Origin of the sequence: Myxococcus faecalis, from assembly GCF_050039385.1 — a bacterium.
In the GTDB taxonomy this organism is placed as follows: Bacteria; Myxococcota; Myxococcia; order Myxococcales; family Myxococcaceae; genus Myxococcus; species Myxococcus fulvus.
In genome coordinates, this window is record NZ_CP144336.1 from 4677501 (window position 1) to 4698748 (window position 21248).

Here is a 21248-nt window from a genome sequence, read left to right on the forward strand (position 1 = left end):
ATAGAACGTCGCTTCCTGCTGCGTCCTCTCCAGCACCAGCGACCACCCGTCTCCCGAGGTCGCCAGCGGCGTCGTACAGGTCGCATCCGCGAAGAGGGACACCCCCGCCGCCGCCGGTCCCGTCCCTTCCAGCGTCAGCGAGGGGGCCGCCAGTGCGGACAGGTTGCCTCGACTGTCCTGGCTCTGCACCACCAGCCCCTCCGAGCATCGGCCCACCGCGGTCTCTCGCGCCGGGCTCATGAAGAAGAGCTGGGAAGCCGCGCCCGCCACCACGTCCACATCGAAGGTGGCCCCAGGCTGCGTGCCTCGGTCATACCCGGGCCCGCTCACCTTGTTCTGGCTGATGGCGTTGGCGCCCCCCAGGTCGGAGATGCCCGCCTGGTACGGATAGCCGTTCGTCACCGGCCCGCGGTGGGTCACGGTGTTTCGCGACACCTGGAGCCGGGTCGATACCGCCAGTGGCCCTCCGCCCGCCTCTCCCTGAGACAGATTGATGCCGACGTCGTTGTCCTCCACCGTGTTCTCGAAGAGGACGATGTCTTCGCACAGCGCGAACCCGTAGTACGCCCCGCCCGCGACCAGGATGCCCGAGGCCACCGCGGAGTCTCCCGTGTAGGCGTGCCCCGTCACGCGGTTGCCCGTCGCCCGCCCCGTGGCCCCGTCGCTGAACTGGATGCCGTTCCTCGCGATGAAGGGCACGGGCCCACCGCCCTCGACACGGTTGTCCTCCAGGTTCAGCTCCACCTTGCCCGTGCCGACGATGCCCGCCTTCTGGTAGCCCACCACGTGGTTGCGCAGCACCTCCACGTGCGTCACCGACTCGGCGTCGCGCGCGTTGCGCACCTCGATGGCCACACCCTCCTGACAGCCCCCCTCCCCTTCCTTCTGGTTCACGTCCCGGACCACGCTGTCGAGGATGGAGCCGCTCGCGCCGTCGAACAGGATGCCGCGCAGCCGGGCCGAGCCCGCGTCACACGTCAGCTCCGACAACCCTCGCGCCGCCACCGTCACGTCCCTCACATGCGCCGTCGTCCCCAGGCTGCTCAACACCGCCCCTCGGAAGCGGCCGTCGCGAGGGTCCACCGCCGTGAGCACGTGACCGCCACCGTCGAGCGTGTACCCGTCCGGAATCCACACCGTCTGCGCCGTGGTGCAGTCCGCCGTCAACGTCACCGTCGAGGCTCCCAACACCGCCGGACACGGCGCATGCTCGTCACACCACAGGTCTTCCCACTCCACCACCAGGACTCGCGTCACACTCAACCCGGAGGCATTCGTGACGGTCAGCGTGATGGTGGGCGTCACATCCCTCGGGGCGCAGGACAGCATCACCCAGTCCGCCGAGCCCGTTCCGGCCCCTCGCACCATGTTCCCCAGGAGCCCCGTGTTCGCCGTCCACGCGAAGGTCAGCGGCTCCCCCTGCGGGTCCGTCGCGGACGCGGACAGCCGCACCAGCTGCCCCGCGAAGGCGTCCTCGGAGGACTGCGTCACCTCCGTGAGCGTCGGCGGCTGGGGGTTCGTCACGCACAGATTCAACGAGCGCACCTGCGAGGCCCTCGTCGCGTTGTCGGAAATCCTCACGCTCAACTGGCAATTGTCACACGCGACCTGGGGCGCCTCCATCGGCGTGAAGCGCGTCGTCGGTGAGGTCGCGTCCTCGAACTCGCCCTCGCAGGTGGACGTCCACGCGTAGGAGAGCAGATCCCCATCGTCATCCACCGCCGTCACCTCCAGCTCCACCGGCGTGCCCACTCGCACCTGGGAGCCCGGCCGGACGCCCAGCTCCGTCACCACCGGGTCGCGCTCCAGCGAGGCCTCGTGCGCAGCTCCCCACCCACCCCCGAGCGCCACGTCCACGGAGAACCGCAGCGTGGACACCGCCCCCTGCGCCCCCATGACCTTCAAGGTCAACGCATCCGGCCCGCGGCGCAGCGGCGCCGTCCACTCCGCATCCGAGACACCCTTGTCGGCGAACTGTCCCTCCACCGCCTCCCACGCATACGTCAGCGTCTCCGAGGGCTCCGCGCCCCGCGCCACCACCCGGAACCGGATGGACTCTCCCGGAGACACCGCGGCGCGTGAGCCCACCACCGCATCGATGATGGGCGCCGTGCTCCCCAACGAGGGATTCACCCGATGGGGAACCAGCACGAGCAGCGCGGGACGGTGCTTCTCCAGCTCCACGTCCGCCACGCTCACCTCTCCCACCACCCCGTCCGCGGCGTCCAGCACCCGCGCCCTCACCGTACCCACGCGGCCCGGGGGCAGGCTCCTCATCAGTCCGCCCCAGGAGTCACCCGCGCCCTCGAGGACCGTCGAGACCGGCTCGCCCTGCGTCGGCGTCACCGTCACCTCCACCTTCGCCACCTGGTCCAATGGCAGCGAGCGCGGCAACACCGTCACCACGCGCAGCGAGCCCGTGGCCTCCGGGCTCACCCCCAAGGGCTCCTCGAGATGGCACCCCACGGACAGCACCAGCGCGCCAGCGAGCAGGGCCAGGCGCATCGAGTTCGCTCGGTTCATGGTGACGTCCTCTCAGCGATGTCGGGTGCCACACGATATCGACAAGCACGCGGCCTCCCAAGCAACCGGCCACGCTCCCCGCCAGGACCGCCTGCCCGGCTCCTGCCCCACACCTCCCCACGAGGCAGGTCCTCGTCAGGCCGATGACACACATCCCATGGAGAGCGTCCTCCCAGCGTCCATCCATGGGTGCTGGGAGGAAGGTGCGACAGGTGATGCGCCGGGCGCGGGCCCTCGCGCCTCAGACCTTGCCGCCGATGAAGCCACCGCCGAACGGAGACGGGCCCCGCTGACGCAAGGCCTCGCGCTCGGCCTTCAGCGCGGCGAGCGCCTCGTCTCGCGTCAGGTAGTGGTTCACCGCCGCGCCGTTGATGGCGCCGCTGGTGAGCACGAACATGCGCGTCATCTCGTCACCACCGAAGCGGTACGAGCGGTGTGTGTAGCGCTCGAGCACCTCGCGGCGCTCCTTGCCGAAGACCCGGCCCGCGGTGAACTTCACCACCAACCCATCCAGGTTGATGAGCAGGTCCACCTTGCCCGAGCCCGCGTAGCGCGCGAGGTGCACCTCCACCTCACGCCGCCATCGCAGGACATCCTCCTCATTCACCAGGACGCAGTCCGTGAAGTTCGCCGTCACGACATCGTTCGGCGCGTCGTAGTCGAAGGACATGCTCCAGGCCATCGTGATGCCTCCCTCGAAGCCGGAATCAGGCGGGCGCGGAGCCGGCCAGGAAGGCGGACAACACCGCCGCGGTCTCCTGGGGGTGCTCCACGTGCGGATAGTGACCCGGGCCCGGAATGTGGGCCATGCGCGCGCGCCGGATGGGCGCCACCACGGCCTCCCTCAAGAAGGCCGGCGGCAGGAAGGCGTCATCCGTGGACACCACCAACGTCGGCGCCGCGATGCGCGCCAGCCGCTCCTGGATGCCACCCTTCGTCCACGCATCGAAGGCGCCCTCAATCGACGCCGCGCTCACCGCGCCCGCGTCCTTCAACAAGACCTCCAACTGCTCCGGCAGCAGCTTCTTGCACGCGAGCCCCAGGATGGTCTTCTGCTTCTCGCGGTCTCCCGCCGACGTGCGGAACAGCCCCGCCGCGTCCGGAGGCAGCGGCAACCCCGACGCCGGCACCGTGTTGAGCAGCAGCAGCGCGTCCACCCGCGCGGGGACCTCCGACGCGACCCACTGCGCCAGCTGCCCACCCATGCTGTGCCCCACCACCGTGAAGCGCTCCGCACCGACCGCGTCCACCACCGTGAGCACGTCCCTCGCCAGGCCCTCCAGCGTGTAGCCGCTGGCCGCCTTGCCCGACTGCCCCGTGCCTCGCGCGTCCGGAATCACCAGCCGCAACCCCGTCAGGTCCAGCCGCTCCACCAGCCCGTCCCACACCGCACCCGACACCATCCACCCGTGCACCAACACCACCGTGCGCGGCCCGTCACCGATGACTCGGTAGTGAAGTGAAGTCCCGTCAGTTGAGGAAATCGTGGGCATGTCGTCTCTCCGGACGAAAAGGATAAAGCGGCATTGAATTAATGTACGGGAGCGAAAGCAAGTCAGGACACCCGGGAGCGGCTCAAGATTCCCATGTAGGCATTCGCCGCCGGTACGTGTGAGGTTGGCTCGTGGAGTGATAACGAGAGGGGATGCTCCACACCACGGCCGGGCGAACGGTGCACTGCGAGGACGCGCTCACGTGGCTCGCGGCGCAACCCATCCTGACGGGCTGCTCGGCGGTGGCCTCGCTACCGGATGCGTCCGAGTTCCCCACGCTGTCCCTCACCGAGTGGAAGGCGTGGTTCATCCGCGCGGCCGCGCTCGTCATGTCGCGCGTGCCCGATGACGGCGTGGCCATCTTCTACCAGACCGATGTGAAGGACGAGGGGCTCTGGGTCGACAAGGGTTACCTCGTCTCGCGCGCCGCCGAGGAGTCGGGACTGGGGCTGCTCTGGCACAAGGTCGTCTGCCGCCGCGCCCCCGGCACCGTGACCTTCGGTCGGCCCGCGTACTCCCACATGCTGTGCTTCTCTCGCGGCATCCGCGTCGACCTGGGGAAGTCCACCGCCGATGTGCTCCCCGACGCGGGCGAGGTCACGTGGACCCGCGGCATGGGCGTGGAGGCGTGTCAGCTCGCGTGCCGCTTCATCCTCGAGCACACCCCCACGCGCACCGTCGTGGACCCCTTCTGTGGCCATGGCACCGCGCTCGCCGTGGCCAACGCGATGGGCCTCGAGGCCATCGGCGTGGAGCTCAGTCGCAAGCGCGCGCGCAAGGCTCGGAACCTGCGCGCGCGGTGGCACGAGCAGAAGCTCGTGCTCACCCAGGACGACGCGGCGGCTCAGGCCTCGGATTCGGAGTAGGTCCGAGGTGCGCCAGTGGCGCTCAGGGCCACGGGCAGGGCGGACAGCTCGCTCGCCACCACGGACTCCAGTTCCTCGATGAAGGCCCCGAACAACCGCTCCTCCAGCGCCAGCGCGTCGTCCAGTGACGCGCCCACCGCGGAGAGCTTGGCCACGCACGCGTCCTCGATGGTGCGCCGGTGGCCCTGCTCCTCCGTGACGACGCGCCCCAGCTCCTCCTTCACGCTCGGGCTGCGCGTGGCCGCCTTGTAGAGCGGATAGAGCACCATCGCGCGACGCTCGATGGCCGTCGTCGTGAGCAGGTAGTGCAGGTACACGTCCGGCGCGCCCGTGTACGACGTGGCCCACTTCGCCAGCTCGTGGTCCAGCGCCTGGAAATAGCGGCCCGCGCCCTCAGGGCACAGGAACGTGGTGATTTCGGTCCCCGCCAGCTCGACGGACAGGCGCTTGAACGCGAAGGCGTGGCGCGTCTCGTCCGCCAGGTGCTCGAGCACGCTCAACGACGGATGCCGGTCCGCCACCGTGCGCGAAATCTTCCTCGCGCCGATGAACTCCATCAGGGACAGGGTGTGCAGCCAGCGAGCCTCGAGCTCGGACGACTGGGCCAACTGGCGAAGCACCGCCTGGATTCGGTCACGCATGCCGCGCCCTCTAGCGCGTGCACGCTCCGCGCGCGAGCACCAACACACTCGCCCCTCCGCTTCGACTCAGGCCACGGGCGCTTGCGTGCCCCAGAGCTCCTCCGCCACCGTGCGCACCTGGGCATGGTTCACCGGAGAGGCGCCCTCGATGAAACGGAAGAGCTCCATCGCCACCGTGTGCGGCGCGTCCCACATCACGAAGTGCCCCGCGTCCGGCACCTGCATCCACCGCGCACCCGGGATGTCCCAGACCAGGCGCTCGCCGTACTTCGCGGGCAGCAATCCATCCTCCGCGCCCCACATCACCAGCGTCGGCACCGCGAGCTGGCCCAGCTTCGGCGCCAGCTCCTGGGTCTGGTTCGTGTTCAGCGCCACCGCGTTGCGCGACAGCGAGACCCAGCCGACCTCCGTCGTGTAGGGCGCGAGCAGTCCCTCCAGCAGCTCCGCTGACTGCGCCTTCACGAAGCCCTTCTTCTTCAGCCCCAATCGCAGCAGCTTCGTCATCCGCTCGGGTGACAGCTTCCTCGCCATCCCCGGCGTGCCGAGCTGCGACATCAGGGCGAGCGGCCACGCGTCGTAACAGACGCTGTCCATCAAACACAGCCGACTCACGCGCCGCGGGTAGCGCACCGCGAGCTGCTGCGCCACGCCGCCTCCCACGTCGTGCCCCACCACCGCCGCGTCCACCACGCCCAGGCGCTCCATCCAGGCCTCCAGCACCTCCGCCTGTCGCGTCACCGAGCGGTCGAACCTGTCTCTCCGGTCGGAGAAGCCGTACCCCAACAGGTCCGGAACCAGCACCCGGTGCGACGCGGCCAGCGCTCGCGCCAGCCCGCTCCACAGATAGCTCCACGTCGGGATGCCGTGCAGCAACACCACCGGCGGCCCCTTGCCCCAGTCCACGTAGCTCACGAAGTGGCCACCCGACTCCATCACCTCTTGCCGCCCCTGCCACTCGCGCCAGTTCATCGCTGCTCCTCCGTCGCCATCGGCTCCGTCATGCACCTCGTCGCGGCTTGCGCCATCCAGAGGCACGACCATCCCTTCCTCGCACCACGACAGCCCATCGCGGTGCTTCCGCCACCACCGGGTCCGTCACTCGCCGCGTCACCAGGCGGCGCGGCCAGTGCCCATGCCATCACCGCGTCTCCTGAAGGCAGGGGTGGACCCTCGCCGCGGCACCGTGCGTGTCAGCAAGAGACGCCACCTCCGCCGCGCATCGCGCAGGTTCATCGCAGCTCCTCCGCCGCGACCCAGTCCGGCACCAGCCTCGCGGCGCCCGGCATCGGCTGGCGCAGCATGTCCGGCACGTCCTGCACCAGCTGCGAGAGGTTCAGCAGCAACACCGTGCCTCGTCGCTCCAGCGCCTCCGTCACCTTCAGCACCGCGTCCGCGTCCTCGCCCAGCGCCGTCACCCGCTGGCGGCTCAGCGTCACCACGTACGGCAGCTCTCGCGCTCGCCGCCTCGCGGACTCACGCAGCACCTCCGCCGCCTGCTGGTACGACGCGTCCCCGATTCGAGGCTTCAGCCGACGCCACGCCGCTTCCAGGTATCCCGGCCAGCACGCCAGCGCCCGGTACTCCCCCGGCACCCCCGGTGGGCCCACCGTCTTCACGATGTCCGCGAACACCGCCTTCACTCCCGGCTCCGTCGGCTTCTCCGCCACCCACTCCATCGCCGCCATCCGCGAGGGCGCGCCCCGCTCCAGCCGCTCACCGACTCCCGGCGACTCCCCGCGCCCCACCCGCTGCCCCTCCAACGCGAGCCGCACCGCCGCCACCATCAACGTCACCCTCGGCAGCATCGTCTCGTAGAGTTCCAGCACGCCGCGCACGTGGAAGCGCTGGCTCGGCCCCAGCTTCGCCGCCTCCCACGCCCCCAGCTCGTCCCACGCCACCGTCGTGTCGAGCGTCTGCTGCCACAGCTCCAACGCCGACTCCTCGAAGGCCCGCGTCTCCACGTTCGGCCCCATCGCCTCCCACATCGCCACGAAGAAGCGCGGCCAGGCCGCCCACGTCCGCAACGACACGTCCACCCCCGTCACCCGCATCGTCCTGCGCAGCTCGTGGTAGACGCGCTCGACGTCGCCCCGCGCCACCTGCTCGCTCACCTGCTTCACCCTGGCCATGACGACACCCCCGCCGGCAACGGTGCGGATGGCTCGACGCCCAGCACACCTCCACCCCACGCCCGGCCGCCCGGATGTCCCCGCTCCCCAGGCCCACCCACCCGTCCTCCCCTCGTCACACCGCCGCCCCTCGGGGTGGGGCCCTCGCGGACTACAGAACACTCCCGACGGGCCTCGTTTGACCCCTCGGCGACGGCTCGCTTTGCTGCCTGTCGCGCGACGCCGGATGGCCGCGCGCCTGACTGGTTCGCGGGGGGCAACCAGCATGAGGTCTCGACAGCCGTCGACGCGCACCACCGGAGACCCGTGCGTCTCCATGCCTTCGCGCGACCTCATCGAAACAGCCCCCACGTGCGCCTCCGCCCCGCTTCCCGCGGCGACGGATGCGAGGCCCCGTGCTCCTTCGCGTGCACCGGGCCCAGGCGGACGCCCCACCCGCGGCGCCTTCCGCCCCAGTCCCACCATCGCAGCGAGGACGCCACCACGCGCCCGGGGGAGAGCGACATGCAGGCAGACCACGACACCTGGGCACCACGGCGCGTCGACGTGCCGCTCGCCAGCGCGGTGAACGACTACCTGCTGCGCATCCAACAGCTCGGCGCCGTGGAAGGACCCGGCGGCGCGGTGGGGCTCAACCCCGCGCTCGAGCCCGTCCTCGAGGCGCTGCATCACCTGCTCGCCGGCGGCGAGGTGGAGGTGCGCGTCACGCGCCGCGGACACGCCTCGCTCGTCCACGAGCTGCGCCAGCGCGTCGAGGACGCCACGCGCGAGGTCAACCTGCTCCAGCAAGTGGCGGGCTCGTCCCTGACCACCACCGTATGAGCCCTCGCCCCACCGGTGGCGCCGTCACGGCCGCCTTCCGCCGCTGGACGCTCGCCCAGGACCCTCGCGAGGTGCTGGCCGCCGCCGGCGTGGGCCCCTGGTGGGTGCTCACCACCGTGGTGCTCGCCGTGCTCGCCGTCGTCGCGTGGGCCCCCGGCGCCCAGCGCACCTTCGGCATCCCCTTCGCGCAGGGCCTCCTGTGCGCCGCCCCCATGCTCGTCAGCGGCCTGCTCTTCTCCGCCGTCCACCGCCGACGCAGCCACCTCGAGACGTGGGGTTGGGTGTGGCTGGTGCTCGGCGTGACGAGCCTGCACTTCTTCCTCGCCGCGCTGATGGCCATGTCGGAGCTGCAGGGCGCCACCGTCATCGCCTCGCTCTTCCTCTTCACCACCGCGTTCCACGGCCGGCTCCACCGCGTGACGCCCCGACAGCCCTTCCTCGCGCTGGGCACCACCGTGGCCCTGCTCGCGGCCCTGCCCCTGCGCGACAGCGACGAGCACCTGGGCCTGTTCGGCGTCATCGGCCCCGCCGCCCTCACCGCGGAGCTGTACCTGGGCACCTTCGCCGTGCAGCACGACCGCGCCCGCGCGGAGGCCGAGCGTCTGCGCGCCGCCGTGCAGGCCCAGCTCCTGGAGCAACAGGAGCAGGACGTGGGCCGGCTGTCGCGCGCGCTGGGGGAAATCCTCGGTCACCACCACGAGCTCGACAGCGCCCTCATGTCCGCGGCCACCGCGGCGGACATGCTGTCGTTCATGGGCACCCAGCGCGGCGGCCACGGCCGCGCCGACCATGAGGACCTGCTCAGGACCCTCAACGAGAGCCTCCGCCAGATTCGGGAGATGGTCGCCGAGATTCGCGCCAAGGGCCGGCGCTACGTCGGCTCGGAGCCGGAGCCGGTGGAGCTGCCTGCGCTGCTCGAGGGCGTGCGCGCCAGCGTGGGGCTGCGCTTCCCCGACGTGGACATCCAGCTGTCGGTGGAGCCCGGCCAGCCCCTGCGCGCGATGATGCGCGGCGGCGCCACGACGCTCCGCCGCGTGGTGGAGAACCTGGTGCTCAACGCGTGTGAAGGCGACGGCAAGCGCGGCGCCAGCCGGGTGAGCATCCAGGCCCGCGTGGAGCCGCTCAGCGGACGGCTGGAGGTCGTCATCGCCGACGACGGGCCGGGCTTCCCCAGCGCGCTGCTCGATGTGCCCGCCGAGCAGCTCTACACGTCCAAGCCCGAGGGCACCGGCCTGGGCCTGTACACCAGCGAGTGCCTGCTGCGCGCCAGCGGCGGGCAGCTGCACCGACGCAATGCCCCCGACGGCGGAGCCCTGCTGCGCCTGTTCCTACCCAGGGAGTACCGATGAGCGGAGGAGCCCTGTACCAGGAGGCCCTGCGGGTGCTTCGGCGGCTGGAGCTGCCCGACGCGTCGGAGCGCGATGTGCTCGCCGCGCTCGAGGCCGCGCAGCCCGGTCCCCTCCCCCTGTTCTACGAGGCCGGCGCCGAGGCGGGCCTGGAGCGCTCCATGCTCACCGCGCGCGGCGTGGGCCTGTTCCTCAGCTTCTGCGCGGGCAACCTCGCCGATGACCTCATCGACGGCGACTGCACCTACTACGACGAGCCGCTGCGCGTGGGCCCCTGCGCGCAGTTCCTCCTGCAGAACCTGGCGTGGGCCACGCTCGCCGAGCCCCATGCCGGCGTGCCCGTGAATGCACTGGAGGAGGGCGCGCGGATGCTGGCCCTCGCCGCGGGACCGCAGGCGCTCGAGGTGCGCGCGCGGGAGTGGACGGCGCCGCTGTTCCGCCGCGTGGCGGAGGGCATCGCGGGAAGGCAGTGGGCCGCGTACCTGCGCGTGCTGTGGGCGGGCACTCGCCTGGAGGGGCGCGCGGTGCAGGTGGGGCTCGCGCTGGGCGTGGCGGCGCATGTCGCCGAGGACATCCGCTCCAAGGACACGCGCTTCACCTCCATGCCCGTGGAGGACCGGCTCACGGTGGTGACGTGGGCACGACAGGCCGCCGAGTCGCTGCGCGCCCAGGACCTGCGCTGCCTGGACGCGGCGCTGCGACGCATCGAACCCATTCTTCCGGAGGTGGAGCCATGAGGGTCGAACCCCCACGGTCCGAAGCCCGCCACGACGCCGTGGCCGCCTACTACGAAGAGAAGACCGAGCGAATCCTCCGCCGCTATGGCCCCGGTCCGCGCGTGCACTTCCACGTGGGCCTGGTGGATGACGTGCCCCCACCCGGCGAGCCCGAGCCGCTGGTGCGCGAGCGCGTGCATGCGTCCCAGGAGGCGCTGCTCGCGGAGCTGGCGCGCGCGGTGGGGCGCTTCCCCGACGGCGGCGACGTGCTGGACGTGGGCTGCGGCCTGGGCGGCGGCGCGCTGTACTGGGCCTCCGCGCATCGGGCGTGGGTGACGGCGGTGACGAACGTGCCCTCGCACGTGGAGCTGGTGCGCACGTTCGCCGAAATCGAGGGCGTGGGCGCGCGGGTGAAGCCGATGCACTGTGACGCGCTGGCGGTGCCGGGGCGCGCGTGTTTCGACGCGGTGGTGGCGGTGGAGAGCAGCAGCTACCTGCCTCGCGCGGAGTGGTTCCGCCGGGTGCGCGCGCTCTTGCGTCCCGGCGGCGTGCTGGCCATCGCGGACTGCTTCCTGGGGCGACCGGAGCTGGCCGCGCCGTTCGACCGGTACTGGCGCACGCGCATCGGAGCCGTGGATGAGTACCTGTCCGCCGCGCACGCGGCCGGGCTGGAGCTGGAGGTGCGCGACGACGTGTCCGGGCGCGCGGTGGGGTTCTGGTCGCTCACGCTGGAGCTGCTCGCGCATGAGCGCTACTCGACACCGGGACAGCCGCCCTCGCGCGTGCTCGCCCGGAGCGAGTCGCGCCGCGAGCACCTGCGGCTCCAGCAGGCGTTGATGGATGGCGGACTCGAGTACGGCCTGCTCGTGCTGCGTCGCGAGGACTGAGCAACGGTTCTCGCGACGTGGAGACACCCCAGGCGGCCTCCGGGTCCGGGGCGGTCGTGGGGCCGAGCGTCCGCGTCCATCGTGCGCCCCGCCAGGTGCGCCCCCAGCCTTGGGCGAGCCTGAAAGGAGGCACGAAATGAAGACCTTCACGCGATGGATGACGGTGGTGGCGGTGGCGGCGACGCTGATGGCGACCGGCTGCCGGGAGCGCAGCCGTGAGGACAACTCGGGGGCCATGGGCGGCTCGGGTCGCAACCGGGATGCCCTGCAGCACCAGGAGGGCACCGGCGGCAGCGGCAACTACGGCAACGGCCAGCAGATGCAGGGCACCGACGCGGGCAGCGGCCAGATGCGGTAGCGCCTTCCGCGCGAGGTGGGCTCCGGCTGCTATCCTGACGCCGCGACGTCGGTCAGCCGGAGTCTTCATGCGCGGGTGGATTGTGGGGGCATGCATCGCGGTCTTGTTGGTGCTCCTCGCCTGGGGCCGGTGGCGCGCCGAGGAGTCCTCTCCCACGCGTGAGCGCGCCTCCGCGTCGCGCACCCGCTCCGAGCGCGCCAGGCGGGTTCGGACGTCCGCGCCCCTGCCGCCCTCGAGCGCGGGCCTGTCCATCCGCGGCACCGTGGTGGACCGGCTCGGTCGTCCCGTGTCGGGCGCTCGCGTCTCCGCGTCGTGGCCCGAGGACGGGCAGACGCTGTCCACGCTGCCGTGCCCCTGGGAGGGTGGCGCCCACCCGGAGCTCCTCGTGGAGACCACGCGCCAGGACAACGTCACGGACTGTCTGCCGAGGACCCGGGACACCGTCCTCTCGCTGCTCCTGGCGCGAGAGGGCGAGTCCCCCGTCCATGCGGAGACCGTCTCCGCCGAGGACGGCACCTTCGTGTTGGAGGGACTGCCCGCGGGACCGCAGACGCTGCTCGCGCTCTCCGAGCAGGGCGCGGCCTCGCGACCCGGCGTGCCCGCAGGGAGCGAGGACGTGGAGCTGTTGGTCGAGCATCGCCCGCGGGTGTCAGGGCAGGTGGTGGACGAGGACGGCGCGCCCCTGGCCGAGGTCTCCATCCTGGTGGTGAGCCACCAGCACACGCGCTTCTTCGATACGAGCACCGATGCGCAGGGACGCTTCGAGGTGGGACCGCTCCCCGCGGACAGCCACGTCGTGCTCGCGACGAAGGAGGGCTGGCCTCCCGTGCTCGCCGACCAGCTCTATCTGGACAAGCACCTGGAGATTCGGATGTCGCGGCCACGCGCGCTCACCGGTCGGGTGCTGTCCTCGGGCGCCCCCGCGAAGGACGTGGAGGTGGTCGCGACCCGTGAGGAGGGGGAGCTTCCGCTGAAGCTGCGCACGGACCCGGAGGGGCGCTTCGCGTTCGAGCTGGACCCGGGCGTGTATGTGCTCACCGCGGAGCGGGAAGGGCGCCATGCGCTCGCGCGCGTGACGGTGGAGAAGACGCCTCCTGCCGAGGTGGTGATGAACCTGGGAGAGGCCTTCCATGTCGAGGGCTCGGTCTTCGGCGCGACTCAACGCGAACCGGTGGCAGGGGCTGTCGTGACAGCGACCTCCCAGCTGCTTCCCCATCGCGAGCTGAAGGGCACCACGGGCACCGATGGACGCTATCGACTGGGCCCCGTGGAGCCGGGCCCGTGGGACTTTCTCGTCGAGGCTCGCGGGTACATCGACCTGCCCCATGGACAGGAGCTCAAGCTGACTCCGGGTTCGAGCCGTCATGACTTCACGCTGGAGCGCGCCGCCTCCATCTCCGGACGCGTGGTGGACGAAGCGGGCCATCCCATCGCGGGCATCCACTTGAACCTGGAGCAGGCCGGGCTCGAGGACCCGGTGGACTACGTGACGCAGGAGACCGCGCTCACCGACCCAGACGGTGCGTTCGTGTTGGATGCATCGGCCCCCGGTGAGTACGAGCTCATCCCGCAGACCTATCGCTTCGTCACCCAGCGATTGAAGATGACGGCTCCCGCTCGGGATGTGCTCGTCACGTTGCGCGCCGGTGGCGAAGTGGAGGGGACGCTGTCCGATGCCCGGGGCCTGCCGCTCTCCGGGTTCACCGTGTACGTCGCTCCGCTGGAGACCGAAGAGCCGGGTGAGATACTGACCGCGCGGGGCCTGACGTCCGAGGGACGCTTCTCGCGCAAGGGCGTTCCTCCGGGGCGCTATCGCATCGTGGCCCAGCAGGTGACGGACGGCGTGAACCAGGAGGTCTCCACCGAGGTGGAGGTCCGTCAGGGCGAGGTGACGAAGGTGGACCTGCGGCTCGCCGAGCAGCGCAACCTGGAGGGCATCGTCGTCGATGGCTCGGGGGCCCCCATCCGCAGGGCCTTCGTCCGGGCCCACTCGCTCGCGCCGAACCCCCAGGGCGGCCTGGTGCTCATCCATTCGCGCCATCGCCATGGGCCACCGAACGGGGTCGAGACCGACGCGGACGGACGCTTCCTGATTCGAGGGATGGGGCGGGAGAAGCACTCGCTCACCGCCCTGCACCTGGCCTACGCGCTGAGCCCGGAGCAATCCACGGGGGTGCTCCTCGAGGACGGCCTGGTCGTCGCCCCTGCCGACGTGAAGCAGGTGCGGCTGGTGATGAAGCGGTATGCCCACGTGCGGGGACGCGTCGTCGGACCGGAGGGCGCACCCGTCACCGAGTTCAACGTCGATTCCATTCGGGTGACGTCCGAGGATGGCACCTTCTCGGTGCCCAATCGTGAGGGTCCCGGTATCACCACCTTCGCCTTCGAGGCGGAGGGCTTGCTCTCGGTGCTGCGCGACGTGAAGGGCGGCTTGGACGGGCCAGATGTCGACCTGGGGGAGATTCGGCTGGGGGCGGGACGGCGGGTGCGTGGCGTGGTGGTCGATGCACGCACGGGAGCGCCCCTGCCTCGCGCCAACGTGCAGGTGCACGTCAACGAGCGGACCGCCATCCACAGCCTGACGGACGAAGCGGGGCGCTTCGCGCTGGGGCCCGTCACCACGGGGACGCTCACGCTCCTCGTGAGCCAGCGCGGAAACTACCGCGAGGAGCGCGTGACGGTGGAGGCCTCGCAGCAGGAGGTGACGGTGCGGCTGCAGCCCGGCGCGCGCCTGCTCACGAAGGCGGTGGACCTCCGAGGTGCGCCGCTCGACGGAACCGTCACCGTCCAGGGGCCCGAGGGATTTTCGGACTGGGCGACCCTGGACAAGGGCCGCATGGAGATGGGAGGGCTCACGCCGGGTCGCTACCTGCTGAAGGCGGAAGGGGCGCGCAAGAAGGACAGCGCCCTCAACTACCTGCCGCAAGCCGTGGAGGTCCCCGACAGTGGGGAGGTGTCCGTGCTCCTCCAACCCGTGACCGGGGGCTCCACGCTGACGGTCCGTGCCCCCTTCCACGAGAACACGTACCTGCGATTGGTCCACGGCACCCCGCCGCTGCCCGAGCGTTCCGAGGACCTCCAGCGGTGGATGAGCCTGGGACAGGAAGGGCAGCTTGGAGGGGACGACACGGAGCACGTCTTCACCTTCACCCATGTGCCCACGGGGAAGACGACCCTCTTCTTCATGGGGCCCGAGGACGACCGGTACCACGCGGAGGTGCTGGACGTTCCCGCGAGCGGCACGATGTCTCACTCGGTGCGGCCCGTCTGGCGGACGTTCGGGGTCGCCGCGAGCCAGCCGTGAGGAAGTCATGAAGGAGTCGTGAGGAAGTCGCGGGGGCACCGGTCGTAATCCTGACGCCTCGACGTCGGACCACCGGAGCCCGTCATGCGTGGATGGATTGTGGGAGGCATCACCGCCGGGGTGCTCGTGCTCCTCTGCTGGGTGCTGTGGGGGGATGACGCGCCGTCGGAGACTCGGCGGGAAGCGGACGTTGCCCAACGCGTGTCCGCACCGGAGTCAGGTGCCCTTGCACGCAGGTCTCCTCCCTTGCCCCGCCCGCGCACCGGGCTTTCCATCCGGGGCATCGTCGTGGACATTTCGGGCAGGCCCATCGCGGGGGCGCGCGTGTCTGCGTCGTGGCCCGAGGAGGGAGAGACGCTCTCGGCGTTCTCCTGCTCGGCGGAGTCCCTGTCACGCAAGAGGGCCTTGTCGCGCGAGCCCTCGCACGGACAGGGCTTCCTGGGCTGCAGTTCCGCCTCCGACGACGACCTCCTCGACATGCTCCTCGCGCGGCAAGGCGAGTCACCCGTCCACGCAGAGACGTTGTCGGCCGAGGATGGCACCTTCGTCCTGGAGGGATTGCCCTCGGGCCCCCAAGCGGTGCTCGCGATCTCGGAGCAAGGGGCCGCTCTGCGTACGGGCGTGCCCGCGGGCAGTCAAGGCGTGGAACTGGCCCTCGAGTCCCGGGAGAAGCTCTCAGGACAGGTCGTGGGTGATGACGACCAGCCCCTGGAAGGAGTCTCCGTGCTGATGGTGAGCGCACAGACCACCCGATTCTTCGACGCGCGCACCGATACGCGGGGACGATTCGAGATGGGTCCCCTGCCAGACGGCAAGTACCACTTGCTCGCCACGAAAGAGGGCTGGCGCCCCAGGTTCATCTCGGAGTTCTTTCCCTCCCCGGGCCTCGAGCTCCGGATGTACCCACCGCGCACGCTCACGGGCCGCGTGGTGTTGCAGGGCGTGCCCGTGGAGGGTGTGGAGGTCATCGCGAGCCCGAAGGACTGGAGACGGGACGGGGGCCGCTCGGAGGCGCGAACGGATGCGGAGGGGCGCTTCGCGTTCGAGCTGAGCGCGGACACGTATGTGCTCACCGCGGAGCAGGCGGGACTCGCCGCGCTCGCTCGGGTGAGCCTGGACGCGGAGTCGCCGCCCGAGGTTGTCCTGAACCTGGGCGACGCCCTGTACGTGGAGGGAACCATCGTCGGCGAGGCTCGGGGAGAGCCCGTGGTGGGCGCACGCGTGAAGGCGACACCTGAACAGAGCCCTCAACAGACGTTGGAGATCACCACCGGCGCGGATGGACGCTACCGCCTGGGCCCCGTGGAGCCGGGCCGCTGGCGCTTCGCCATCGATGCCCCCGGATACATCGACTCGTACAACAGCGACCCGAGCGTCGAGCTGGCGCACGGCATGGGCCCCATGAACTTCGCGCTAATGGACGCCATCTCCATCGCGGGACGCGTGGTGGACAAGGAAGGACGTCCCCTGGCGGGAGCCTATCTCTCCCTGGAGGACTCACCGGACTACCTGTTACACATGGATTGGAGCACGTACACGGACTCCGAGGGCGCTTTCGTCCTGGATGTGGCCGCGCCCCATGACTTCGTGCTGACCGCACGCAGCGACCACTTCGTCACGCAGCATCTGAAGACGAGAGCGCCCGCGAAGGACCTGCTCGTGACGATGAGCACGGGGGGCTCGGTGCAAGGAACCCTGACCGATGCGCGTGGGCTCCCGCTCGCCCAGTACACCGTCTACCTGGTCCCCCTCGAATTCAGCGACCCCGATCAACCTCTGGCGAATGAAGACACGGACCCGCTCGGCCGCTTCTCACATGAGGCGGTCGCACCTGGACGCTACCAGTTGCGGGCAGAGGCGCTGACACCGAGCGCGGACCTGGCGACCTGGACCGAAGTGGAGGTGCGAGAGGGCGAGGTGACGAAGGTGGAGCTACGACTCCCTGAGCCTCGCACCCTGGAAGGAGTCGTCGTCGATTCCAGCGGGACTCCGTTGCGCGGCGTCTTCGTGCGCGCCGAGGCACCCGCCGGGCGAGGCCTCAACAAGATGAATCTCAAGTGGGGTTGCGGCGTGAGCATCCCGGAGGGAGTCGCCTCCGATGCAGATGGACGCTTCATCCTCCGAGGACTGGGCCTCGAGACCTACTCTCTCAGCGCAACCCTCGCGGGCCATGAACTGCGCGCTGAGCGTTCGACAGGGGTCACCGCGAAAGACAACGAGGCCCATGTCGGAGCAGACGCGACGCAGGTGCGGCTGGTGATGAAGCGGCGCACCCATGTCCGAGGCCGGCTCGTCGGTCCCGAGGGTGCGCCGATTCGTGAGTTCGAGGTCAATCGCATGCCCGTGACTTCACCCGATGGAACCTTCTCCCTGGAGAATCATGAGCACGTGAAGGTCGCGCCCTTCATCTTCAGCGTGAAGGGCCTGCCCTCCGTGGAGCGCGGTGTGCTGGGTGGCTGGGACGGGCCGGACGTCGACCTCGGGGAGATACGGCTGGAGACCGGCCGAGCGCTTCGGGGCGTGGTGCTCGACGCGGAGACAGGAGCGCCCGTCAAGGGCGTTGAGGTCATGCTCTTGAGTGAATGGCTCGAGGGCGATGAATACTCTCGCCATTCCAGGATGCTCGCCCACTCCAGGTCGGACAAGGACGGACGCTTCAATCTGGACCATGTCCCCGCCGGGCCGCTGACGCTCCGATTGAGCGTTCACGACAAGGTCCTCACGCAGGCCGTGCAGGTGGATGCCTCGCAGCATGAAGTGACGGTCCGCATCTCCCCCGGCGGGTGACGGCCACGCGCGACTTGCCCAGAGGTCCGTGGGGCTCCGGCTGCTATCCTGATGCTTCGACGTCAGCAGCCGGAGCTCGTACATGCGCAGGTGGTTCTTGGGGGGCAGCATCCTCGTCATCGGAGTCCTCGTGCTCCTCGTGTCGCGGCCGTGGAGCGGTGAGCCCTCGGCTCCTCCTCGCGCGCCCACGGGACAGGCTCGCGCCGCGCACGACGCGCTGCCTCGCACGTCCGCTCCCCTGCCCCCTTCCAGTGCCGGGCTCACCCTCCGCGGCACCGTCGTGGACACATCGGGCAAGCCCGTCGCCGGTGCGCGCGTCTCCGCGTCCTGGCCCGAGGATGGTGAGACACTGTCCGCGACACTCTGCCCCAAGGAGCTGCTCTCCCGTCACGACGCGCTGAGCCCGGAGCCCTGGGCGACCCGGATGCTGGTCGACTGCATGCCCGCCTCCGAGAGCATCCTCGTCTCCCTGCTGCTCGCTCGTCAGGGCGAGGCCCCCGTGCACGCGGAGACACTGTCCTCCGAGGACGGCTCCTTCGTCCTCGAAGGCCTGCCCGAAGGCCCCCAGACACTGCTCGCGCTCTCCTCCCAGGGCGCGGGGACTCGCATGGGTGTGCCCGCCGGGAGCAGCGGCGTCCCACTGATGCTCGACGACCCGCTGTTCATGTCCGGTCGCGTCCTCGATGAGGACAGCGCCCCCGTGCCCGGCGTCGCCATCACGCTCGCCAGCTGGCGCAACACGCGCTTCTTCGACACGACCACCGATGCCCGGGGCCACTTCAAGCTCGGCCCCCTTCCCTTCGACTCCTACGTCGTCCTCGCCGCGAAGCAGGACTGGAGTCCGACACTCGATTGGCTCCAGCTCCGCGAGGAGCCTCACGAAATCCGCCTGAGCCGTCGACATACGCTCACCGGGCGAGTCCTCTCGAATGGCGCTCCCGTGAAGGACGTGGAGGTGCTCGCCTCCCGCGAGAAGGTCATGGAGGACAGGCCGCCGCTGCGCGCGAAGACGGACGCGCAAGGCCGCTTCACCTTCGAGCCCGGCAGCGGTCACTACCGGCTCACCGCCGAACACGAAGGCCAGTACGCACGCGCCCTGGTGGAGCTGGGCAAGACGCCTTCGTCCCCCGTGACACTGAACCTCGGTGAGGCGCTCGGTGTCGAGGGACGCGTCACTGACGACCAGGGCGCCCCCGTGGCCAAGGCCCGCGTGAAGCTCCGCTCCACGGACCGCTCACGCGTCGAGGAGATGGAGACGCTCACCGGCCCGGACGGCCGCTACCGCGCGGGGCCCGTCGCCCCCGGAGGCTGGGACTTCACCATCGAGGCCGACGGCTACGTGGACATGTTCCGTGGCGAAGAGCGCGTCATGACCTCCAACATGCGCTCCCAGGACTTCACCCTCACGCGCGCCACGTCCGTCACCGGCCGCGTCGTCGACGGCGCGGGACGTCCGCTCGCGGGCATCAAGCTCGACCTGCACCGCATCGTCGAGCACGCCGGGGACTTCGAGCCCCAGGAGAGCACCTTCTCGGCCGAGGACGGCTCCTTCGTGCTCGATGCCACCGAGCCCGGTGACTACAAGGTGCTCACCTTCAGCGAGCGCTTCGTCCCATTCAACCTGTCGACGCCCGCCCCCGCCAAGGACGTGCTCCTGACGCTGAGCGCCGGTGGCACCGTCGAAGGCACCGTGACGGACTCACGAGGGCAACCCATGCCGCGCTTCCATGTGGTCCTGGGGCGGGTGGACGCGGGCGATGAGGCCCAAGAACCGCTGGAGACGATGGGCACGGATGACCAGGGCGTCTTCCGTCGCCAGGGCATCGCCCCCGGGCGCTACCGCATCTTCGCGAGGCGGTCGTCCCCCAGCGTGGACCGCAAGGCGGAGGCCGAGGTGGAGGTGCGCGACGGCGCCGTGGCGAAGGTGACGATGCGACTGCCCGAGGAGCGCTCCGTGGAGGTGCTCGTCGTCGACACCTCCGGACAGCCCGTGGAGAAGGCCCTGGTGCAAGCCAAGCCGCTGGTCCCCACTTCCGAGGAGCAATACTCGGAGATGCATCGGCTCGCCTCGGGCGTCGGCACGGACGCGAACGGACGCGCGGTGCTCCGACACCTGGAAGCCACCGGGTACAGGCTCGCCGCCACGAAGCACGGCTACACCCTGCTGCCGGAGCGCTCCACGCCCTCCTCCAGCCCGGCGGCGACGGGCTCCGAGGACCTCTTCATCCAGGCGGACACGCAGCAGGCCCGGTTCGTGATGAAGCGGCACTCGCACGTCAAAGGTCGCCTCCTCGGACCCGACGGCGCGCCCATCCCCCGCTTCCGCGTGAACGCGGAGCAGTTGGAGTCCGAGGACGGGACCTTCTCGCTCCCCAACCACTCCACGGTGGGACGCGCCCAGTTCGTCTTCAGCGCGGAGGGGCTGCCCACCGTGTCTCGCGCCGTGCAAGGCGGCGAGGCGTCTGCCGACGTCGACCTGGGGGACATCCGGTTCGAGGCGGGCCGCGCGCTCACGGGCGTCGTGCTGGACGCGACGACGGGAGAGCCCGCGGAGAACGTCCTGGTGGCGCTCGACAGCGAGCTGCGCGACGAGGGCATCAACTTTCCCCGGCAGCTCGTCCTGAAGACCACGGACCGCGACGGCCGCTTCGACCTGGGCAAGCTGGAAGCCCGTCCCCTCACGCTCCGGCTGTTCCTGCACGAGCGCTACCGCGAACAACTTGTCCCCATCAACGCCACGCAGACCGAGGTGACGGTGCGCATGGACCCCGGCGCGCGGCTGAACGTGACGGCTCGCGATGCGCAGGGGAAGAAGATCGACGGCTTCGTTTCCTATCAGGGCCCGGGCGCCGAGGGCGCCATCGTCCTGGAGAACGGCGCCGGCAAGGCGAGCGCGCTCAACCCCGGGAAGTACACGCTGAGGATGGAGCCTCGCGGTCGGCAGAGCCGGACCCTGGCCTACCTGCCACAGCAGGTGGACGTGCCCGCCAGCGGTGAGGTGTCCGTGCAGTTCAAGCCCGCAGCCGGCGGCGCCACGGTGAGGCTGCGCGTGCCCACGGACCAGGGCGTGGACATGGCGCTGGTGCCCGGCAGCGTGCCTCCACCCACGAGCCCCACCGCGCTCCGCCAGGTCATGTTCCAGGGCTTCTCCGGCTCCTACGAGATGGGGGACACCGAGGTGGTGTTCGCCCATGTCCCGCAGGGCAGGGTCACCGTCTTCTTCCTCACGCCCGACGCGCTCGGTCGCTACCACACCGAGGAGCTGGACATCCCCGCGAGTGGCACGATGTCTCGCACGCTACAGCTCGCGTGGCGGAGGCTCGACGTCACCCAGGAGTAGCCGCCTCGCGACTGTCGGACATCGCGCGTGCGTCCT

Annotated in this window: 15 protein-coding genes (1 of these 15 only partly in view); 9 read left to right on the forward strand and 6 right to left on the reverse strand. The window is 70.4% G+C overall.

Annotated elements, in window-relative coordinates; all coding sequences use genetic code 11:
* From VZQ01_RS18745 to VZQ01_RS18755, 3 genes are all read right to left on the reverse strand, one after another.
* On the reverse strand, positions 1 to 2523 hold the 5' portion of the coding sequence (locus VZQ01_RS18745; protein ID WP_426748544.1) for a right-handed parallel beta-helix repeat-containing protein. Its footprint begins 84 nt before the window's first position; 2523 of the gene's 2607 nt are visible here — the first part of the coding sequence; it begins with the start codon at positions 2521 to 2523; the stop codon falls past the left edge of the window.
* 241 nt (positions 2524 to 2764) lie between these two features.
* The gene (locus VZQ01_RS18750) at positions 2765 to 3205 is read right to left on the reverse strand and encodes a hypothetical protein (RefSeq protein WP_141332580.1); all 441 of its coding nucleotides are present in this window, start codon (positions 3203 to 3205) and stop codon (positions 2765 to 2767) included.
* Positions 3206 to 3230: 25 nt separating this feature from the next.
* Entirely contained in the window at positions 3231 to 4016 is a 786-nt protein-coding gene (locus VZQ01_RS18755) for an alpha/beta fold hydrolase (RefSeq protein ID WP_426748545.1), read from the reverse strand.
* Between the two features lie 152 nt (positions 4017 to 4168).
* Between VZQ01_RS18755 and VZQ01_RS18760 the strand changes: the two genes are divergently transcribed.
* Complete coding sequence (locus tag VZQ01_RS18760; protein WP_223749350.1) at positions 4169 to 4882, forward strand: DNA methyltransferase; 714 nt, start codon at positions 4169 to 4171, stop codon at positions 4880 to 4882.
* Here VZQ01_RS18760 and VZQ01_RS18765 read toward each other — a convergent pair.
* The 3 genes from VZQ01_RS18765 to VZQ01_RS18775 form a co-directional block, all read right to left on the reverse strand.
* Positions 4861 to 5523 (reverse strand): hypothetical protein, encoded by a 663-nt coding sequence (locus VZQ01_RS18765; RefSeq protein ID WP_408888479.1) that lies wholly within the window; start codon positions 5521 to 5523, stop codon positions 4861 to 4863. The two genes, VZQ01_RS18760 and VZQ01_RS18765, sit on opposite strands and share 22 nt — an antisense overlap.
* A gap of 66 nt (positions 5524 to 5589) precedes the next feature.
* The gene (locus VZQ01_RS18770; RefSeq protein WP_223784299.1) at positions 5590 to 6492 is read right to left on the reverse strand and encodes an alpha/beta fold hydrolase; all 903 of its coding nucleotides are present in this window, start codon (positions 6490 to 6492) and stop codon (positions 5590 to 5592) included.
* Positions 6493 to 6752: 260 nt separating this feature from the next.
* Positions 6753 to 7652, reverse strand: a complete 900-nt coding sequence (locus VZQ01_RS18775) for a halocarboxylic acid dehydrogenase DehI family protein (protein WP_426748546.1) — start codon at positions 7650 to 7652, stop codon at positions 6753 to 6755.
* 504 nt (positions 7653 to 8156) lie between these two features.
* Here VZQ01_RS18775 and VZQ01_RS18780 point away from each other — a divergent pair.
* From VZQ01_RS18780 to VZQ01_RS18815, 8 genes are all read left to right on the forward strand, one after another.
* Complete coding sequence (locus VZQ01_RS18780; protein WP_228556785.1) at positions 8157 to 8474, forward strand: hypothetical protein; 318 nt, start codon at positions 8157 to 8159, stop codon at positions 8472 to 8474.
* Positions 8471 to 9823 (forward strand): ATP-binding protein, encoded by a 1353-nt coding sequence (locus tag VZQ01_RS18785; protein WP_426748547.1) that lies wholly within the window; start codon positions 8471 to 8473, stop codon positions 9821 to 9823. The genes VZQ01_RS18780 and VZQ01_RS18785 overlap by 4 nt, the downstream gene beginning before the upstream one ends.
* Positions 9820 to 10557, forward strand: coding sequence for a hypothetical protein (locus VZQ01_RS18790; RefSeq protein ID WP_426748548.1), 738 nt, complete (start codon positions 9820 to 9822; stop codon positions 10555 to 10557). Before VZQ01_RS18785 ends, VZQ01_RS18790 begins: the two co-directional genes overlap by 4 nt.
* Positions 10554 to 11423: an SAM-dependent methyltransferase gene (locus tag VZQ01_RS18795; RefSeq protein WP_223749357.1), complete on the forward strand. Its 870-nt coding sequence runs from the start codon at positions 10554 to 10556 to the stop codon at positions 11421 to 11423. The genes VZQ01_RS18790 and VZQ01_RS18795 overlap by 4 nt, the downstream gene beginning before the upstream one ends.
* Positions 11424 to 11559: 136 nt before the next feature.
* Complete coding sequence (locus VZQ01_RS18800; RefSeq protein ID WP_223749358.1) at positions 11560 to 11781, forward strand: hypothetical protein; 222 nt, start codon at positions 11560 to 11562, stop codon at positions 11779 to 11781.
* Between the two features lie 67 nt (positions 11782 to 11848).
* Entirely contained in the window at positions 11849 to 15085 is a 3237-nt protein-coding gene (locus VZQ01_RS18805) for a carboxypeptidase regulatory-like domain-containing protein (RefSeq protein WP_426748549.1), read from the forward strand.
* 84 nt (positions 15086 to 15169) lie between these two features.
* Entirely contained in the window at positions 15170 to 17872 is a 2703-nt protein-coding gene (locus VZQ01_RS18810; protein ID WP_426748550.1) for a carboxypeptidase regulatory-like domain-containing protein, read from the forward strand.
* An 82-nt stretch (positions 17873 to 17954) separates the two neighbouring features.
* On the forward strand, positions 17955 to 21212 hold the full coding sequence (locus VZQ01_RS18815; protein WP_426748551.1) for a carboxypeptidase regulatory-like domain-containing protein: 3258 nt from the start codon (positions 17955 to 17957) through the stop codon (positions 21210 to 21212).
* The last annotated feature ends 36 nt before the right edge of the window (positions 21213 to 21248 follow it).

What these genes read in the sequence shown, in the direction of transcription:
- VZQ01_RS18750 (WP_141332580.1), bottom strand. Translation starts at nt 3,205, where the DNA reads ATGGCCTGGAGCATGTCCTTCGACTACGACGCGCCGAACGATGTCGTG.
- VZQ01_RS18755 (WP_426748545.1), bottom strand. Translation starts at nt 4,016, where the DNA reads ATGCCCACGATTTCCTCAACTGACGGGACTTCACTTCACTACCGAGTC.
- VZQ01_RS18760 (WP_223749350.1), top strand. Translation starts at nt 4,169, where the DNA reads ATGCTCCACACCACGGCCGGGCGAACGGTGCACTGCGAGGACGCGCTC.
- VZQ01_RS18765 (WP_408888479.1), bottom strand. Translation starts at nt 5,523, where the DNA reads ATGCGTGACCGAATCCAGGCGGTGCTTCGCCAGTTGGCCCAGTCGTCC.
- VZQ01_RS18770 (WP_223784299.1), bottom strand. Translation starts at nt 6,492, where the DNA reads ATGAACTGGCGCGAGTGGCAGGGGCGGCAAGAGGTGATGGAGTCGGGT.
- VZQ01_RS18775 (WP_426748546.1), bottom strand. Translation starts at nt 7,652, where the DNA reads ATGGCCAGGGTGAAGCAGGTGAGCGAGCAGGTGGCGCGGGGCGACGTC.
- VZQ01_RS18780 (WP_228556785.1), top strand. Translation starts at nt 8,157, where the DNA reads ATGCAGGCAGACCACGACACCTGGGCACCACGGCGCGTCGACGTGCCG.
- VZQ01_RS18785 (WP_426748547.1), top strand. Translation starts at nt 8,471, where the DNA reads ATGAGCCCTCGCCCCACCGGTGGCGCCGTCACGGCCGCCTTCCGCCGC.
- VZQ01_RS18790 (WP_426748548.1), top strand. Translation starts at nt 9,820, where the DNA reads ATGAGCGGAGGAGCCCTGTACCAGGAGGCCCTGCGGGTGCTTCGGCGG.
- VZQ01_RS18795 (WP_223749357.1), top strand. Translation starts at nt 10,554, where the DNA reads ATGAGGGTCGAACCCCCACGGTCCGAAGCCCGCCACGACGCCGTGGCC.
- VZQ01_RS18800 (WP_223749358.1), top strand. Translation starts at nt 11,560, where the DNA reads ATGAAGACCTTCACGCGATGGATGACGGTGGTGGCGGTGGCGGCGACG.
- VZQ01_RS18805 (WP_426748549.1), top strand. Translation starts at nt 11,849, where the DNA reads ATGCGCGGGTGGATTGTGGGGGCATGCATCGCGGTCTTGTTGGTGCTC.
- VZQ01_RS18810 (WP_426748550.1), top strand. Translation starts at nt 15,170, where the DNA reads ATGCGTGGATGGATTGTGGGAGGCATCACCGCCGGGGTGCTCGTGCTC.
- VZQ01_RS18815 (WP_426748551.1), top strand. Translation starts at nt 17,955, where the DNA reads ATGCGCAGGTGGTTCTTGGGGGGCAGCATCCTCGTCATCGGAGTCCTC.